We start from the raw sequence: 16,207 nt of genomic DNA on the forward strand, positions 1-16,207 counted from the left end.
GCATGATCGGCGCCGGGTCGTCGCATGATCAGCGCCGGGGGGCTGCCTGGTCGGCGCCGGGGTGGTGCGTGGGCGCGGGGGGCTAGCGGCGGGGGGTGCCGCCGGTGCGCAGGGTGGCGGCGAGGACGGCGGCCTGCGTGCGGCGCTCGAGGCCGAGCTTCGCGAGGAGGTTGGAGACGTGGTTCTTGACCGTCTTCTCCGCGAGGAACAGCTCCGCGGCGATCTGCCGGTTGGTGAGGCCCTCGGCGACGAGCTCGAGGACCTTGCGCTCGCGCTCGGTGAGGCCGGCGAGGCGGTCGTCGGGGTGGCCGCCGCGGACCCGGTCGAGGACCCGGGCGGTGACCGCCGGGTCGAGCAGCGAGCGGCCCTCCGCCACCGCGCGCACCGCGGCGACGAGGTCGTTGCCCCGGACCTGCTTGAGCAGGTAGCCGGAGGCGCCAGCCATGATCGCGGCGAAGAGGGCGTCCTCGTCGTCGTACGAGGTGAGGATGAGCGCCCGCACGTCCGGGTGGGCCGAGCGCAGGTCGCGGCACACGTCGATGCCGCTGCCGTCCGGCAGGCGCCCGTCGAGCACGGCGACGTCGACGTCGAGGTCGGGAAGCAGGCCGCGGGCCTCGGCGACGCTGCCGGCCTCGGCCACGACGCGGATGCCGGGCTCGGCCTGCAGCAGGTCCTTCAGGCCCCGCCGGACGATCTCGTGGTCGTCGAGCAGCAGGACGCGCACGGGCCGCCCGGGCGCCGGCGGGGTGGGCGTGGTCACGGCTGGGCCTCCAGCGGGTCCGGGGGACCGGTGCGGGCGAGGTCGGTGGAGCGGCGGGCGGGTACGGCGTCCTCCGCCTCCGGCTCCTCCTCGGCGCCGGCCGCGTAGCTGCTGACGAGCGCGTGCAGCAGGTGCCCCGCCACGAGCGCGGCGAGCAGGACGACGGCCGAGCGGGACAGCGCCTGCTCCTCGGCGACGGCGCCGGTCACGTACGCGCCGTGCAGCGCCGGCGCGCACGCCAGGAGGCCGCCGAGCAGGGCGAGGGCGCGCGGGCTCACCGCGCACCCCCGGCCCGGGCGGAGCGGCGCGCCCGGGCCTGCTCGCGCAGGACCGAGCGGCGGATGCTCGCGCCGTGGTCGACCGGCTCCTCGAAGGCGACGACCACCTCGACGAGCCGGGCGGTGGCGGTGCCGATGGCGCGCAGGCCGCGCGGGTCGGTGGTGCGCAGGACCCGCCCGGTCAGCGCCAGCGGCTCGTCCTCGAGGGTGACGTGCACCTGGACCGGCGTGCCGGCGTCGAGGCCCTCGTCGAGCTCGAGGTGCGCGCGCACCCCGCCCTCGCCGAGGTCGACGAGCCAGCCGCCGACGACGCGGCGGTCCTCCCCGCCGACGGGGACGACGGCCACGGGCGCCTGGACGGCGGCGCGGGCGTACCGGCGCCGCTGCACGAGCCCGGCCGGACCGGTGGGGCGCACCCTCCAGCGCTGGCCCACGGCGGTGAGCACCCCGGGCACCTCGTGCAGGCCCCGGGCGGCCGTCCAGCGCACGACGACCGCGCCGCCGGGGCGCGCGGTCGCGCTCCCCCGCCCCGCGGGCTCGAGCACCAGCTCGTCGCCCCCGCTCGACACGACGACGCAGCCCACCGGGACGAGGAGCTCCCCGCTGGCCACGTCGACGCGCACGACGGTCCCGGCGGGCGGCGCCTGCTCGCCGTCCGCCCCCTGCGGCAGGCTCACTCCGCGCGCTCCGCGAGGAGCGTGGCCCACGTGCCGGCGTCGCCGCGGCGGCCGTCGACGAGGGCGGTCGGCAGGCTGCGCTCGAGCGCGACGGCCAGCGCCGTGCCCGGGTCGCGGGTGCTGCGGGCGCCGCTGACGACGAGCGCGTCGACCCGGCCGAGCCGGTCGAGGTGGTCCTCGACGTCGCCCTGCTTGCGGCTGGCGTCGGTGAGCACCCAGACGGCCTGCGGGTCGAGCGCCCGCAGCGTCTCGGCGACCTCGTCCATGACCCACTCGTCGGCGTCGAGCGGCGCGTCGACCGCGACGACGGCCGGCAGGTCGCCGCCGTGCAGCGACGGGGCCAGCCGGCGGGCCGCGGCGGCGCCGCGCAGCACGCGGTCGCCGGGCACGCCCAGGGTCGCCGGGCCGACGAGGTACACCTCGGCGGGGTCCAGGTGCGCGCGGCGCGCGATGTCGCGGGCCGCCTCGTAGGCCTGCGCCCCGCTGCCCACGACGACGAGCACCTCGCCGGGGCCGCGCGGCGGGCCGAGGGGCGCGGGCAGGTCGACGAGGGCGTCGGCCAGCGCACCGGCGAGGCCGCCGCGACCGCCGACCTGCACCGACTCCGCCACGTAGCGCGGCAGGCCGAGCGCGACGAGCCGGCCGAGCAGGCCGCCGCTCTGCGGCTCCTGCACCGGCTGCTGCGGCGTGTCCTGCGCCGCCTGCGGCGGCACCGGTGCCAGAGTGGTCTGCACCGCCGGCTCGGCGGGCTCGGGCGCGCCCCCGTCGGGGGCGAGGCCGTACGCCCGGGCCAGCGGCGTGTGGATGAGCATCGGCGCGTCGACGTGCTCGAGCGGTCCCTGGGGCACCCCCAGCGGCTCGTCGTGCTCGCCGGCCGCGCGCTGCGGCTCGTACGGCTCCTGGTCCACGTCCTCCTCCGTCCGCCCGGCGACGGGGCCCCGCGGGGTCCCGTGCTCGGCCACGGTAGTGGTCATGCGTCCACTCTGAGTACCCACCGGGACCTGCACGACTCCCCTGACCTGCGACGGACCGTCCTCGCCGGCGCGCGTGAGCGCCGGCAGGACCGCCGGGGCGAAGGCGCGCACGGCCTCCTCGGCGGCCTCGACGGCCGCGAGGGGCGTCCGCTGCGGCGCCGCGGCCGCCTCCAGGACGGCGGCGAGGCCGCTCGCGGGGGCCTGCGGGACGGGCGCCGGCGCGGCCGGCGCCCGGGTCGCCCGGGTGAGCCCCTCGAGGAGCTCGGCGAACGTGGCGCCGCCGCTGGACAGCGACGCGAAGAGCGGCGTGGTCTCCGTCGCGCCATCGGCCGCGCCGGCCGCGTCGGCGGCACCGAGCGGCTCCTCGGCCGGCGGGGCCGGCTGCGGGGCGGGCTGCGGGGCGGGCGCGGCGACCGGCGCGGCGACCGGCGCGGCGACCGGCGCGGCGGCGGCCTGGGCCGGCACCGCCGGGCGCACGCGCTCGGCGAGCGGGGCGGCGGGGGCGTAGCGGGGGACGTACGCGGGGGCGGGGGTGCCGGCGGCCTCCGCGGCGTCGACCGCCGCGGCCAGGTCGAGCAGCGACGCCGGCAGCGGGGCCGGCAGCGGGGCCGCCAGCGGGGCGGCCGGAGCGGCCGGAGCGGCCGGGGCGGCCGGGGCGGCCGGAGCGGCCGGAGCGGCGGAGCGCGGCGCGGCGGCCGGGCGGGCCGCCGCGTCGAGGTCGACCTCGATGGCGACGGCGTAGTGCTCCTTGCTGAAGAAGCCGCCGATGCCGCCGGTGCGGACCTTGTCGGCCTGCACGATCTTCACGCCCGGCCCGTGCTCCTGGTGGATGCGCGCCAGGAGGGCGTCGATGTCAGGGCCCTCAAGCAGCAGGCGCGTGGGCACGGTTCACCACTCCGATCGGGTCGATGTCCACACCGGCGGCGATCTCGCCGTAGCCGAGGACGGGGAGGCGGGGGACGCTCGTCGCGACGAGGCGCCGGACCGCCGAGCGGATCTGGGGGGAGCAGACGAGGACGGGGCTGCGGCCCACGGCCTCGCCCTGGGCGGCGAGCCGGGCGACCTCGCCGACGACGGCCTCCATGGCCGAGGCGTCGAGCAGGAGGTACGAGCCCGTCTCGGAGCTGCGCAGCGCCTCGAGCAGGGCGTGCTCGAGCCGCGGGTCGAAGGTGAGCACCGAGAGCCGGCCGTCGACGACGTACGGGGCGCTCACGGCCGCGCCGAGCTGGTTGCGGACCGCCTCGACGAGGCCCTCGTGGTCGGTCGAGGCGCGGGCGCGCAGCGACATCGCCTCGAGGATGCGCACGAGGTCGCGGATCGGCACCTGCTCCTCGAGCAGCGAGGCCAGCACCCGCTGCACCTCGCCCAGGGAGAGCAGCGACGGGGTGAGCTCCTCGACGACCGAGGGGTGGGTGCGCTTGACCATCTCGACGAGCATGCGCACGTCCTCGCGGCCGAGCAGGCGGGAGGCGCTGGTGCGCACGACCTCGGCGAGGTGCGTCGTGAGCACCGAGGCCCGGTCCACGACGGTGGCGCCGGAGAGCTCGGCCTGGTGGCGCAGCTCGAAGGGCACCCACCTGCCGGGCAGGCCGAAGACGGGCTCGTGCGTGGCCCGCCCGGGCAGCGCCTCGATGCCGTCGCCGATGGCCAGGACCGTCCCGGGGGGCGCCTCGCCGCGGGCGACCTCGACGCCGTTGAGCCGCACCGCGTAGGTCGACAGCGGCAGGTCGAGGTTGTCGCGGGTGCGCACGAGCGGCAGGACGAGGCCGAGGTCGAGGGCGACCTTGCGGCGCAGGGCGCGCACGCGGTCGAGCAGGTCGCCGCCGCTCGCGGGGTCGACGAGGTCGAGCAGGTCGGGGGCGAGCTCGAGCTCGACGGGGTCGACCCGCATCTGCTCGACGAGGCTCTCCGGGGTGTCCGCGCCGCCCTCGAGGGCCGGCACCTCCTCGCCGGCCTCGACCGCCTCCGCCGCACCGGGCTCGGGCAGGCGCTGGGCGATGAGCAGGATGGCGCCGCCGACCGCGAGGAAGGGCAGCTTCGGCAGGCCGGGCACGAGGCAGAGCGCCAGGACGGCGCCGCCGCCGAGGCGCAGGGCCTGGCGCTGCGCGCCGAACTGGCTCACCAGGTCGCTGCCCATCGTCCCCTTGGACGTCGAGCGGGTGACGATGATGCCGGTCGCGACCGAGATGAGCAGCGCCGGCACCTGGCTGACGAGGCCGTCGCCGACGGAGAGCAGGCTGTACGTGTGGGCGGCCTCGCCGGGCGCCATGCCCTTCTGCACGACGCCGATGAGCAGGCCGCCGAGCAGGTTGATGAGGGTGATGACGATCGCCGCGATGGCGTCGCCTTTGACGAACTTGGACGCACCGTCCATGGCGCCGTAGAAGTCGGCCTCGGAGGCGACCTCCTCGCGGCGCTGGCGGGCCGTGGCCTCGTCGATGAGCCCGGCGTTGAGGTCGGCGTCGATGGCCATCTGCTTGCCCGGCATCGCGTCGAGGGTGAAGCGCGCGCCGACCTCGGCGACGCGCTCGGAGCCCTTGGTGATGACGAGGAACTGGATGACGACGAGGATGATGAAGATCACCAGGCCGACGACGAGCGAGCCGCCGACGACGAAGTGCCCGAACGCGTCGATGACCTTGCCGGCGTAGCCGTCGAGCAGCACCAGCCGCGTGGCGCTGATGTTGAGCGCCAGCCGGAAGAGGGTGGCCACGAGGAGCAGGGTCGGGAAGACCGAGAACTCCAGCGGCTTCTTGACGTTCATCGCGACGAGCAGGATGAGCAGGGCGAAGGTGATGTTGGCCGCGATGAGCATGTCCAGGACCTGCGTCGGCAGCGGCACCACGAGCATGAGCACGATCGCGACGACACCCAGCGGGATGCCGATGCGGGCCAGCCGGGTCGCGGCCGGGGGTGCTGCGGGAGCGGGCACGGGACCTTCCGTCGGTCTCGAGGGGCGGTGCCGTCCGTGGAGGGGTGGTGCTGTGCCGTCCTGGCTCACCCTCCTTCGGCAGGCCCCGCCGGTCCCTTGAGCCACCCGATCGGAGCAACGAGGACGGGGGCGCGCCCGGGGTGTCGCGGCGGTCGCTGCGGGCAGCCTCCCGGCCGCGGGGCGCCCGGCTCCCGCCCGTCCGACCCCCCGACCCCAGGAGGAACCCCGTGCGCCTGCCCCGACGCGTCCCGACCGCCCTCGCGGCCCTGCTGCTCGCGCTCGGCGCGGCGGGCTGCAGCGGCGACAGCCCCGGCGAGACCGGCGACGCCCCCGCCGGCGGCGGGGTGGAGCAGCCGCAGGACAGCGGCGGGGACGACGGCCTCGAGGAGGGCGAGCCCGAGACCTCCGGCCCCACGTCCGGGCAGGACGACGCCGACGACACCGGTAGCACCGGCGACACCGGCGGCACCGGCACGGGCGGGGACGACAGCACGAGCGACGACCCCAGCGACGACCAGGGCGACGGGACGGACGACGGCGCCGACGCCGAGGGCGGCGACGAGGACCAGGGCGAGGAGGGCCCCTGACGGGCCCCCGCGGGCGGGCGTCCCGGGGCTGAGCCCGGACCGGCTCAGCGGCGCGCCGCGACGGGCTCCGGCACGCGGTGGGTGCCCGCGGCCGAGCCGCGCGCCTTGAGCGCGAGCACGAAGGCCAGCACCCGCGCGACGGCGGTGAACAGCTCGCCCGGCACCTCCTCGCCGAGGTCGCAGGCGGCGTGCAGGGCCCGGGCGAGCGGGACGTCCTGGACCATCGGCACGCGGTGCTCCTCGGCCTTCTCGCGGATCTTGGCCGCGACCGCGCCCGCGCCCTTGGCGACGACCCGGGGCGCACCCTTCTCGGGCTCGTAGCGCAGCGCCACGGCGACGTGGGTCGGGTTGACGAGCACCACGTCGGCGGTGGCGATCTCCGACATCATCCGGTTGCGGCTCATCGCCATCTGCCGGGCGCGGATCTGGCCCTTGACGTGCGGGTCGCCCTCGGACTGCTTGTGCTCGTCCTTGACGTCCTGCTTGCTCATGCGCAGCTGCTTGTCGAGCTGGTGCTTGTGCCACGCCCAGTCGGCGACGCCCATGACGAGGCCGGCCACCGCCGTGTTGCGGACGAGCTCGGCGACCGCCTGCGCGACGAGCCCGAGGCTGCTGGCGAACGGCATCGAGCCGTACATCGACAGGGTCGGCGCGAGGTCCTGCACGACCTGCCAGAGCAGGAAGCCGACGACCGCGCTCTTGACGAGCGACTTGACGAGCTCCCACAGGGCGTTGGCGCCGACCATGCGCTTGAGGCCGGAGAACGGGTTGAGCCGCTTGGCCTGGGGCTTGAAGTTCTTCGTCGCGATGTGCAGGCCGCCCTGCGCGACCGAGGCGACGACGACCACGACGAGCAGCACGCCGGAGAGGGGCAGCAGCACCGCCGCGCAGTCGCGGAACCCCTCGCCGACGAGGTCCAGCGCCGGCTCGGTGGCCGGGTCCTCGGCGAGGGCGAGGCCCTTGCGGAACAGGTCCTGGGCCCGCTCGCCGGTCTGCTCGACCGACAGCGGCAGCAGCAGGGAGGCGGCCAGGACCGACGCCCAGGCCCCGATGTCCTGGGACCGGGCGACCCGGCCCTCCTGGCGGGCCTCCTTGAGCTTCTTCGGTGTCGGCTTCTCGGTCTTCTCCCCGGCCACGCGTCACCCCCCGAGCCCGCCGACCGCCGCGTACGCCTCGTCGACGACGGAGTCGACGACGCCGGGCAGCAGCGGGAAGGTGAAGCCGATGACGACCAGGGTCAGCAGGATCTTGATGGGGAAGCCGAGCGAGAAGGCGTTGAGCGAGGGGCTCACGCGGGTCAGCAGGCCCAGGCCGACGTCGGCGACGAAGAGCACGCCGATGAGCGGCGCGGCGATCGCGAGCGCCGAGAGGAAGAACGTCCCGACCCCTCCGGTGAGGGTCGCGGCGAGCCGGTCGAGCGCGACCCCGCTGGTGACCGGGATGGACTCGTACGACTGCAGGAAGCCCTGGACGATGACGAGGTGGCCGCCGGTGGTGAAGAGCAGGACCACGGCGAGCAGCTGGTGCAGCCGGCCGAAGACCGAGCTCTGCGACATCGAGAGCGGGTCGTAGCCGAAGGCGACGGTGAAGCCGCCGAAGAGGTCGATGAGGTCGCCGGCGGCCTGGACCGCCGCGAAGAGCAGCTGGGTCGTGAAGCCCAGGGCCGCACCGGTGGCCACCTGCACGACGACCGCGCCGATGAACCCCGGCAGGGTGAGGTCCGGCACGACGCGGGCGAGGTCGTCGGCGACCGGGAGGGTCAGCGCGACCGCGAGCAGGCCCTTGGCCGAGCGGGGGACCATGCGCGTGTTGAAGGGCGGCGCGAGGAGCAGCCAGGCGGCGGCGCGCACCACCCCCAGCAGCAGGCCGACCAGCTCGACGGGGACCTGCGGCACCTCAGCCCCCCAGCAGCGACGGGACGCGCTCGAAGAGCTCGTGGGTGAAGCTCACGATCTCGTGGAGCATCCAGTTGCCGGTGACCAGCAGGGCGACGCCCACCCCGACCATCTTGGGCACGAAGGAGAGCGTCACCTCCTGGATCTGGGTGACCGACTGGAAGAGCGAGATGGCGAAGCCGATGCCCAGCGCGGTGAGCAGCACCGGGGCGGAGAGCTTGGCGCAGACCAGCATGGTCGCCAGCGCGATGTCGATGACGGCGGCGTCGGTCACCGGTAGCTCTCCAGGAGCGCGGTGACGATGAGGCCCCAGCCGTCGACGAGCACGAAGAGCAGCAGCTTGAACGGCAGGGAGATCATCACCGGCGGCAGCATCATCATGCCCATGCCCATGAGGGCCGAGCTCACGACGATGTCGATGACGAGGAAGGGGATGAAGATGACGAAGCCGATGATGAACGCGGACTTCAGCTCGCTGAGCACGAAGGCCGGGACCAGCGTCGTCAGCGGCACCGCGTCGGCGTTGGCGTAGCGCCCGCCGTTCTCGGCCTGGGAGATGAGGGCCAGCTCGTCGGGCCGGGTGTGGGCGAACATGAACTCCCGCAGCGGCGCCACGCCGGCGTCGAACGCAGGGCCCTGCTGGAGCGTGCCGTCGAGGAACGGCTGCACGCCGAGCTCGTTGACCTGGCTCAGCACCGGGGCCATGACGAAGAGGCTGAGGAACAGCGCCAGCCCGACGAGGACCTGCGTCGGCGGGGTGCTCTGCAGGCCCAGCGCGTTGCGGGTCATGCCCAGCACCACGACGATCTTCGTGAAGCTCGTGCACATGAGCAGCAGCGCCGGGGCCACCGAGAGCACGGTGACGGCGAGCAGCACCGTGATCGACGTGCTCGGCTGCCCGTTCGGCCCGAGGTCCTTGAGCGAGTCGAGCCCGAGGCCCGGCGCCGCCGGCGCGGCGGGCCCGGCGGGGGCCCCGGCGCCGGGCGCCTGGGGCGCGGCGAGCACGACGGCCGCGGGGTCCGCGGGCGCGGCGCTCGCGGCGGGTGCCGCGACGAGCAGGCCCAGGAGGGCGAGCAGGACGGCGGCGGCGTACCGCAGGAGGGGGGTGCGGTGGCGGCTCATGCCCGGCGGACCGTCCTCTCGCGCACGGCGTCCACGGCGGCCCGCCAGGTGGCGGGGCTGAGGACGGAGCCGGCCAGCGGACCGGCGGGGGCGCGGCCGGGCGCGGGGCCGGCGGGGGTGGTGCCGTCGAGGGCCGTACGGGCCGCCCCGCCCGCCGCGGAGGGGGCGGCGGGGGAGGCGGCGGTGACGGCCTCGAGGTCGGTGTCGGTGAGCAGGGACACGCCCTGCTCGGTCACGCCGAGGACGAGGGCGCGGTCGGCGACGCGCACGACGGTGACCGCCGCACCGCGCCCGACCTGCTGGCGGGCCAGCACCTCGACCGCGCCCCCGGCGCGCCCGGCGCCCCCGCGCGCCGCGAGGCGCGCGCAGAGCCAGAGCACGCCGAGCACGGCGGCGAGGGACAGGCCCACCTTGAGGACGAGCCCGACGGTGTCGATCATGCGGCGCCCCCCGCGGCGGCGTCGGCACCGGCGTGCGGGCCGACGATCTCCGTGATGCGGATGCCGAAGTCCTCGTCGACGACGACGACCTCGCCCCGGGCGATGAGCGTGCCGTTGACGAGCAGGTCGGCGGGGCTGCCGGCCGCCCGGTCGAGCTCGACGACGGCGCCCGGGGAGAGCGAGAGGAGCTCGCGCACCGTCATCCGGGTGCGCCCGAGCTCGACCGTCACCTCCATCTCGACGTCGCGGAGCAGCTCGAGCCCGTGGCGGCGGTCCGGCTCGCTGAGCGGGCGGGGGGCGGCCGGGGCGGCCGACTGCTGCTGCGGGATCGCCGCGGCGGCCGCCGCGGCGGCCATCTGCTCGTCGAAGGTCGGGACGACCGGCTCCGGCGCCGCGACCTCCGCGACGGCCAGCAGCGCCGTCGCGACCGTGCCGCCCTCGGCCGCGAGCAGCGGCACGACCTGCACGCCGGGGCGGTCGAGCAGGGTGTCGAGGGCGAGGTCGACGCTCAGCTCGTTGGCGGGGGCCGCGGCGGCGCCCAGCGCGGCGGCCGCCGCGTCGAGCGCGGGCTGCACGGCGGCGGCCACGTCGAGCTGACCCAGCGGGCTCTCGCGCAGCGCCTCGACGAGGTCGCCGGCGACGACCACCGCGACGTCGCCGGTGACGGCCGCGCCGGGCTCGCCGCCGACGGTCGCGAGGACCGCGGTGCCCGGGGCCGACGGCAGGGCCACCCCGATGGAGGCGGCCGGGCCCGGGGTGCCCGCGATGAGCTCGCTCGGGACCGGGAGCGCCGCGGCGAGGGCCGAGGCGGCGGCGACGATCTGGTCGCGCGAGGGGGCGGTCGGGGTGCTCATGCGCGGGACGCTCCTGCGGGCTGGGACGGGCGGCGGGCGGTCGTGCGGGGGGCGGGGCGGGGCGCGGCGGCGCCGCGCGCGGCGACCGCGGGCGGCGGGGCCACCGGCTGGTCGACCACGAGGCAGGCCAGGCGCTTGCCCTGCGCGCCGGGGACGGCGCTGGCGAAGGTGACGTCGGCGGCGGTGACGGCGAGCGGCGCGGCGACCGGGTGCGGCAGCGGCAGCACGTCGCCGACCTGCAGGGCCACGAGGGTCGACGGGGTGAGCCGCGCGGGCTCGAAGCGCACCGTGACCTCGACGGGGACCGACTCGAGCCGGTCCGCGAGGTGCCGGCCGGCGGCCTCGCGGGCGGCGCGCTCGCGGTCGCTCAGCACGCCGTGGCCGGTGGCGGCCTCCAGGTGCGGCATCAGGCTCGCGAAGGGCAGGCAGACGGTGGCGAGGCTGCCCTCGGCGCCGAGGTCGAGCTCGAAGGTCGCCACGATCACCATGTCGCTGGCCGAGGCGGCCTGGGCGAACTGGGGGTTGTACTCGAGCCCCTGCACCTGCGGGTCGAAGCGCACCAGGGCGTCGAAGGCGTACCGCAGCTCGAGCACCGTGCGGTCGATGAGCCCGCGCAGCAGGGCGGTCTCGATGTCGGACAGCGGGCGGTTCGGCTGGTCGCCGGTGCCCGGGCCGCCGAGGAGGTGGTCCACGCTCGTCATGGCCGTCGCGAGCGGCATCTCGAGGACGGCCTGCCCGTCGAGCGGCTCGATGGTGGCGAGGGCCATGACCGTGGGGTTCGAGAGCGTCTGGACGTACTCGGCGTACGTCACCTGCTCGATCGACACGTTGGTCACCTGGGTGACCACGCGCAGGGACGAGGTGAGCAAGGTCGACCACTGCCTGGCGAAGGTCTCGAAGGCGACCTGCAGGCTCCGCACGTGCTCGCGGGAGAGCTTCGTGGGGCGGCGGAAGTCGTACGGCTTGGGGCCGTCGCCCTTGGAGCGGCGGTGCCGCCCGCGGGGGGCCCCGGACCCCGCGGGGGTGGTCTCTGCTGTCACGGTCACTCGTTCGGCACAGCGGCGCCGGACCTTGAACGAGGTCCGGCGCCGCGGGGCCGTGCGGGTGCCGCCGACGGGGCGGCGGGGCGTCAGCGGGGACGTCGCCGGGACGTCACTGGATGACGAACTCGGTGAAGTAGATGTCCATGACGCCGTCGTGGTAGTCGTGCTTGATCTCCTCGAGGAGGTGCTCCTTGAGCTTCTCGCGCGACTCGGGGCTGCTGAGCTCGCCGACCGGGCGGTTGCTGAACTGCTCGATGAGCCGGTCGAGGGCCTGCGAGCCGTCGGGCGACGCGCCGTGCCCGCCGCCGCCGGCCTCCTCGGTGAACTGCAGCGCCAGGCCGACCTTGAGGTAGTGCCCGTCGGCGAGGTTCAGCGTGATCGGCTCGTTCACGAGCACGGCGCCGGGCACCGGCTCGGCCTCCTTCTCCTCCTCGCCGCCGCCCTTGAGGAGCAGGAAGTACGCGGCCGCCGCGACGACGACGACCACGAGCCCGACGACGATGAACAGCATCTTCTTGGACTTCTTCGGCGCCTCGGCGGCCTCGTCGGCGGCGGGGGCCTTGGTGGTGGTGGCCATGGGTCTCTCCTCTCGTGTGCCGCCGTCAGTGGGCGGAGGCGTGGGACTCGGTGGTGGCGCGGGGCTCGGTCGTGCCGTGGGGCTCGGTCGTGCCGTGGGACCCGCTCGTGCCGTGGTCGGCGGCGGGCGCGTGGACGTCGGCCTGCACCGGCGCCGCGCCCTCGGCGGGGGCGACGTCGGGCAGCAGCGCGGCGTCCTGCGGCGGCAGGGTGGACAGGACGACGACCTCGACGCGGCGGTTGAGGCGCAGGGCGCGCTCGCCCATCCCCTCCACGAGCGGCCGCTGCTCGCCGTAGCCCGCGGCCGAGAGCCGCCGGCCCGGCACGCCCTCGTCGTCGGTCAGCCGGCGCAGGACGCTGGCTGCGCGGGCCAGGCTCAGCTCCCAGTTGGTCGCGTACGGGTAGCCGCCGGTCGGCAGGGCGTTGGTGTGCCCCTCGACGAGGACGTCGTTGGGCAGTTCGCGCAGGACGGGCCCGATCGCGTGCACGACCTTGCGCCCGCCCTCCTGGAGCTCGGCCCGGCCGCTCGCGAAGAGCACCTCGTCGGTGACGAGCGTGACCACGAGGCCGCGCTCGTCGTACCGGAACCGCACCTGGTCCTCGAGGCCGTCCTTCGCCAGCGCCCGCTGGATGCGCTGCTTCGTGCCGTCGAGCGTCTTCACCTCGGCCTCGGCCGCCTGCCGGCGCCGGTCCTCCTCCTGCCGGTCCTTGAAGGCCACCGCGGCCTGGACCCGCGGGTCGTCCTGCGGCGCGGCGAGGCGCTGCGTCTCGAACGGGTCGGCCGCCGCGGTCTCGGACTCCGGCCCCCTCGGGCCGCCGTCGATGGTGACGATGGGGTTGCCGAAGCTCTGCTGGAGGCTGGCGGCCAGCGCCTTCATCTTCGACGTGTCGACGTTGCTGATGGCGAACATGACGATGAAGAGCGCCATGAGGACGGTGACGAGGTCGGCGTAGCTGACGAGCCAGCGCTCGTGGTTCTCGTGCTCCTCGTGCTCCTCGTGGTGCTTCCTGCGCCCGCCGCCGTGGCCGCCGCCGCTCATCAGGCGGCCTTGGCCTCGGCCGCGTCGGCGTCGGCCGGCGGCAGGAGGGCACGCAGCTTCTGGCCCACGACGCGCGGGTTGGAGCCCGCCTGGATGGCCAGGATCCCCTCGAGCGCGAGCTCCATCTGGGCCGCCTGGAGGTTGCTGAGCCGCTCCAGGCGCTTGGAGATGGGCAGCCAGATGACGTTGGCGGAGAGCACGCCCCACAGCGTCGCGAGGAGCGCGACGGCGATGGACGGGCCGAGCAGCTCCGGCTGGTCGAGCATGCCGAGGACGTGGGTGAGCGAGAGGACGGTGCCGACGATGCCGATCGTCGGGGCGTATCCGCCCATGTCGGTGAAGAGCTTGTAGCTGACCTTGTCCGCCGCCTTCTTGGCGCGGATGCGCGCCTCCATGATCTCGGCCAGCTCGTCGGGGTCGGTGCCGTCGATCGCGAGCTCGAGGCCGCGCTTGAGGAACGGGTCCTCCACGGACTTCGAGGCGTCCTCGAGGGCCAGCAGGCCCTCGCGGCGGGCGCGCTCGGCGAGCGACACGACCGTGTCGACGATCCCGTCGGCCGGGGGCACCTTGGCGGTGAACGCGACCGGGATCATCTTCAGCGCGCCGAGGAAGTCCTTGAGCGTGCTGCCGGCCATCGTCGCGCCGAAGGTGCCGCCGAAGATGAGGATGATCGGGGGCAGGAGGAACATCGCGGTCGGGCTCGCGCCCTCGAGGATCGCGCCGAGGCTGATGGCGGCGAAGGCGAGGACGAGCCCTCCGATGGTCGCGGGATCCACGTCACAGCTCCCGTCGGTGGAGGGGGACGACGATGCTGGCGGTCTCGCCGGCTGCCGTCGGGTGGGCGGGGTGCGGCGCCGGGGCCGGGGGCGTGCCCTCGGCCTCCAGCGCGTGGGCCGTCGCGATGACGGAGGCGCGGAAGTCGCGGATGCGCGCGACGACCTCCTCCACCGGCTCGACGACGACGTAGCGGGTGCCGTCGACGAGCGTGAGGACCGTGTCCGGCGTGCCTTCGGCGCGCTGGATCAGGTCGGGGTTCACGGCGAAGGCCGGCCCGTTGAGGCGGGTCAGCACGATCACGTTTCTCTGTCCGTCCTTGGGTGGGGTCGCGAGGGCCGTTCCGTCGGCCCCGTGTCGCGTCGGTCGGGTGCGGCCCGGTCCGCCGTGCCCCGCGCGAGCGGGCGGCGGACTGGTCCGTCAGTGGGGTATCGGCGCGTCCGGTCGGGTGCTTGACGTCGCCCGAACGGGTGGTCCTGGCCCTCGGGAAGCGCTCTCCCGAGCGCAGGCGCCCTCCTGCGCCGAGGGGCGGGCCGCCGGACCCTCGTCCGGCGACCCGCCCCTCGGCGGCGTACGGCGCGTCAGCGCTTGAGGTTGACCAGGTCCTGGAGCATCTCGTCGGAGCTGGTGATGACGCGCGAGTTCGCCTGGAAGCCGCGCTGGGCGACGATGAGGTTCGTGAACTCCTGGGCGAGGTCCACGTTGCTCATCTCGAGCATGCCCGAGGTCATGAGGCCGCGGCCGCCGGTGCCGGCCTCGCCGACGAGGGCGACGCCGGAGTTCACAGTGCTGCGGTAGAGCGAGCCGCCGACCTTCTCCAGGCCGGGCGGGTTGTTGAAGTTGGCGAGGGCGACCTGGCCCAGCGCCTGCTTCAGGCCGTTGGAGAAGACGCCCATGAGGGTGCCGTCGGGGGCCATCGTGTACGAGTTCAGCGTGCCCATGGCGCCGCCGTCCTGCGAGGTGGCGGCGATGGTGGTCTGCCCGCCGAAGGCCGTGATGCGGCTGAGGTCGACGGTGATGTCGCCCCAGTTCGCGGCGACGGTCGTCGAGGCCTCGCTGGTGAGGCGGCCGCGCTCGTCGAAGGTCATGCTGAACGCCGGGCCGCCGGTGTTGGGCTGCACGGACCAGGTGCTGGCGTCGACCTGGGTGAAGGTGAAGCCGAGCTCGACCTTGTTGCCGAGGTCGTCGTACGCCTCGATCGACCGGAAGAGCGGCTTGCCGGCGGCGCCGTCGGCCGGCAGGTTGCCGCTGAGCCCGGCGTTGGCCGTCGGCTTCGGCGGCAGGATCGTGTCGACCGGCAGCTTGATCTCGCCCAGCGGGCCGTTCGGGTTGATCTCGCCGTCGCGGGCCGTCCAGCCCATGACGAGCCCGCCGTCGGGGTTGATGAGGCGGCCGTTGGTGTCGAAGTTGAACGACCCGGCGCGGGTGAAGAGGTCCTCGTTGCCCTTGCGGACCACGAAGAAGCCGTCGCCCTCGATGCGCAGGTCGGTGGCGCTGCCGGTGGCCTGCGCCGAGCCCTGCGCGAAGTTCGTCGTGATGCCCGCGACGCGCACGCCGAGGCCGATCTGCGCGGGGTTGGTGCCGCCGATGCCCTCCTGCGGGGCGCCGGCCGCGCGGACGAGCTGGCTCAGGGTGTCCTGGAAGACCGTGGTGCTGGACTTGAAGCCCGCGGTGTTGACGTTGGCGATGTTGTTGCCGGTCACGTCCATCATGACCTGGTGCGAGCGCAGGCCGCTGATGCCGGAGAACAGCGAACGGAGCATGGGGGTCCTCTCGAGGTGGTGCGGGTCGGTGGGGGTGGCGCGCGTCAGCCGGCGGTGCGGACTTCCTTCACCGCACCGACGGCGACATCCGTGTCACCGACGCGCAGGGTGGGCCCGGTGGCCGCGAACTTGAGGCCGGTGACGAGGCCCGTGGCCTCGTTGCCGTCGGCGCCGACGTAGGTCACGGTGCGACCCAGGAAGGCGCTTCCCGCCATGGCGCTCTGCGTGGCCAGCAGCTCCGCCGTCGTCTTCGCCATCTCCTCGAGCTTCTCGACCTGCGTGAAGGAGGCCGTCTGCTGCATGAAGGTGGAGCTGTCGGTCGGCTTGCTCGGGTCCTGGTACTTCAGCTGGGCGACGAGGAGCTTGAGGAACGCGTCCTTGCCGAGCTCGTTGCTCCCCGTCGTGGTGGTCGAGGGCGTGCGGGCCTTCAGCATCGCCTCGGCGACGGTCTGGCTGACCCCGGTGACGGAGCTGGTGTCGGGCATGCGTCCC

The 16,207-nt window shown here is 75.2% G+C and carries 19 protein-coding genes; 1 reads left to right on the forward strand and 18 read right to left on the reverse strand.

Annotated features, from left to right (window positions below; translation table 11 throughout):
* Positions 1–82 precede the first annotated feature (82 nt).
* Genes D5H78_RS18250 through flhA form a run of 5 tightly spaced genes read right to left on the reverse strand, consistent with a single transcriptional unit; the run spans position 83 to position 5,621 of the window.
* The gene (locus tag D5H78_RS18250) at positions 83–760 is read right to left on the reverse strand and encodes a response regulator (RefSeq protein ID WP_119951930.1); all 678 of its coding nucleotides are present in this window, start codon (positions 758–760) and stop codon (positions 83–85) included.
* The gene (locus tag D5H78_RS18255) at positions 757–1,038 is read right to left on the reverse strand and encodes a hypothetical protein (RefSeq protein ID WP_119951931.1); all 282 of its coding nucleotides are present in this window, start codon (positions 1,036–1,038) and stop codon (positions 757–759) included. The genes D5H78_RS18250 and D5H78_RS18255 overlap by 4 nt, the downstream gene beginning before the upstream one ends.
* Positions 1,035–1,715: a PilZ domain-containing protein gene (locus D5H78_RS18260; RefSeq protein ID WP_119951932.1), complete on the reverse strand. Its 681-nt coding sequence runs from the start codon at positions 1,713–1,715 to the stop codon at positions 1,035–1,037. Before D5H78_RS18260 ends, D5H78_RS18255 begins: the two co-directional genes overlap by 4 nt.
* Positions 1,712–3,574 carry a hypothetical protein gene (locus D5H78_RS19485; RefSeq protein ID WP_165865796.1) on the reverse strand — a complete coding sequence of 621 codons (1,863 nt, stop codon included), beginning with the start codon at positions 3,572–3,574 and terminating at the stop codon, positions 1,712–1,714. Before D5H78_RS19485 ends, D5H78_RS18260 begins: the two co-directional genes overlap by 4 nt.
* Positions 3,552–5,621 (reverse strand): flagellar biosynthesis protein FlhA, encoded by a 2,070-nt coding sequence (flhA, locus tag D5H78_RS18275; protein ID WP_177891347.1) that lies wholly within the window; start codon positions 5,619–5,621, stop codon positions 3,552–3,554. Before flhA ends, D5H78_RS19485 begins: the two co-directional genes overlap by 23 nt.
* A gap of 227 nt (positions 5,622–5,848) precedes the next feature.
* On the opposite strand from flhA, the gene D5H78_RS18280 reads away from it, so the two are divergent.
* Positions 5,849–6,208, forward strand: coding sequence for a hypothetical protein (locus tag D5H78_RS18280; protein WP_119951934.1), 360 nt, complete (start codon positions 5,849–5,851; stop codon positions 6,206–6,208).
* 44 nt (positions 6,209–6,252) lie between these two features.
* Here the strand turns inward: D5H78_RS18280 and flhB are convergent, their stop codons facing one another.
* The 13 genes from flhB to D5H78_RS18345 all read right to left on the reverse strand — a co-directional run bounded on the left by flhB (position 6,253) and on the right by D5H78_RS18345 (position 16,200).
* A complete protein-coding gene (flhB, locus tag D5H78_RS18285; protein ID WP_119951935.1) occupies positions 6,253–7,344 on the reverse strand; it encodes a flagellar biosynthesis protein FlhB in 1,092 nt (363 codons plus the stop codon).
* Between the two features lie 3 nt (positions 7,345–7,347).
* Positions 7,348–8,103 (reverse strand): flagellar biosynthetic protein FliR, encoded by a 756-nt coding sequence (gene fliR / locus D5H78_RS18290; RefSeq protein WP_119951936.1) that lies wholly within the window; start codon positions 8,101–8,103, stop codon positions 7,348–7,350.
* Between the two features lies 1 nt (position 8,104).
* Entirely contained in the window at positions 8,105–8,377 is a 273-nt protein-coding gene (locus tag D5H78_RS18295) for a flagellar biosynthetic protein FliQ (protein ID WP_119951937.1), read from the reverse strand.
* Positions 8,374–9,225, reverse strand: coding sequence for a flagellar type III secretion system pore protein FliP (gene fliP, locus D5H78_RS18300; RefSeq protein WP_119951938.1), 852 nt, complete (start codon positions 9,223–9,225; stop codon positions 8,374–8,376). Before fliP ends, D5H78_RS18295 begins: the two co-directional genes overlap by 4 nt.
* Positions 9,222–9,665: a flagellar biosynthetic protein FliO gene (gene fliO, locus D5H78_RS18305; RefSeq protein WP_119951939.1), complete on the reverse strand. Its 444-nt coding sequence runs from the start codon at positions 9,663–9,665 to the stop codon at positions 9,222–9,224. Before fliO ends, fliP begins: the two co-directional genes overlap by 4 nt.
* Positions 9,662–10,519 (reverse strand): flagellar motor switch protein FliN, encoded by an 858-nt coding sequence (fliN, locus tag D5H78_RS18310; protein WP_119951940.1) that lies wholly within the window; start codon positions 10,517–10,519, stop codon positions 9,662–9,664. The genes fliO and fliN overlap by 4 nt, the downstream gene beginning before the upstream one ends.
* Positions 10,516–11,559, reverse strand: coding sequence for a flagellar motor switch protein FliM (locus D5H78_RS18315; protein WP_119951941.1), 1,044 nt, complete (start codon positions 11,557–11,559; stop codon positions 10,516–10,518). Before D5H78_RS18315 ends, fliN begins: the two co-directional genes overlap by 4 nt.
* A 112-nt stretch (positions 11,560–11,671) precedes the next feature.
* Positions 11,672–12,139, reverse strand: coding sequence for a flagellar basal body-associated FliL family protein (locus D5H78_RS18320; RefSeq protein ID WP_119951942.1), 468 nt, complete (start codon positions 12,137–12,139; stop codon positions 11,672–11,674).
* Between the two features lie 25 nt (positions 12,140–12,164).
* A complete protein-coding gene (locus D5H78_RS18325; RefSeq protein ID WP_119951943.1) occupies positions 12,165–13,178 on the reverse strand; it encodes a flagellar motor protein MotB in 1,014 nt (337 codons plus the stop codon).
* Positions 13,178–13,954, reverse strand: coding sequence for a motility protein A (locus tag D5H78_RS18330; RefSeq protein ID WP_119951944.1), 777 nt, complete (start codon positions 13,952–13,954; stop codon positions 13,178–13,180). The genes D5H78_RS18325 and D5H78_RS18330 overlap by 1 nt, the downstream gene beginning before the upstream one ends.
* 1 nt (position 13,955) lies before the next feature.
* Entirely contained in the window at positions 13,956–14,255 is a 300-nt protein-coding gene (locus D5H78_RS18335; protein WP_119951945.1) for a flagellar FlbD family protein, read from the reverse strand.
* A 278-nt stretch (positions 14,256–14,533) separates the two neighbouring features.
* Positions 14,534–15,715 (reverse strand): flagellar hook protein FlgE, encoded by a 1,182-nt coding sequence (locus tag D5H78_RS18340; RefSeq protein ID WP_119951946.1) that lies wholly within the window; start codon positions 15,713–15,715, stop codon positions 14,534–14,536.
* Positions 15,716–15,759: 44 nt separating this feature from the next.
* Positions 15,760–16,200 (reverse strand): flagellar hook capping FlgD N-terminal domain-containing protein, encoded by a 441-nt coding sequence (locus D5H78_RS18345; RefSeq protein ID WP_119951947.1) that lies wholly within the window; start codon positions 16,198–16,200, stop codon positions 15,760–15,762.
* Between the last annotated feature and the right edge of the window lie 7 nt (positions 16,201–16,207).

Origin of the sequence: Vallicoccus soli (assembly GCF_003594885.1) — a bacterium.
GTDB classification, from domain to species: Bacteria; Actinomycetota; Actinomycetes; order Motilibacterales; family Motilibacteraceae; genus Vallicoccus; species Vallicoccus soli.

What these genes read in the sequence shown, in the direction of transcription:
- D5H78_RS18345 (WP_119951947.1), bottom strand. Translation starts at nt 16,200, where the DNA reads ATGCCCGACACCAGCTCCGTCACCGGGGTCAGCCAGACCGTCGCCGAG.
- fliP (WP_119951938.1), bottom strand. Translation starts at nt 9,225, where the DNA reads ATGAGCCGCCACCGCACCCCCCTCCTGCGGTACGCCGCCGCCGTCCTG.
- D5H78_RS18325 (WP_119951943.1), bottom strand. Translation starts at nt 13,178, where the DNA reads ATGAGCGGCGGCGGCCACGGCGGCGGGCGCAGGAAGCACCACGAGGAG.
- D5H78_RS18340 (WP_119951946.1), bottom strand. Translation starts at nt 15,715, where the DNA reads ATGCTCCGTTCGCTGTTCTCCGGCATCAGCGGCCTGCGCTCGCACCAG.
- fliO (WP_119951939.1), bottom strand. Translation starts at nt 9,665, where the DNA reads ATGATCGACACCGTCGGGCTCGTCCTCAAGGTGGGCCTGTCCCTCGCC.
- D5H78_RS18320 (WP_119951942.1), bottom strand. Translation starts at nt 12,139, where the DNA reads ATGGCCACCACCACCAAGGCCCCCGCCGCCGACGAGGCCGCCGAGGCG.
- fliN (WP_119951940.1), bottom strand. Translation starts at nt 10,519, where the DNA reads ATGAGCACCCCGACCGCCCCCTCGCGCGACCAGATCGTCGCCGCCGCC.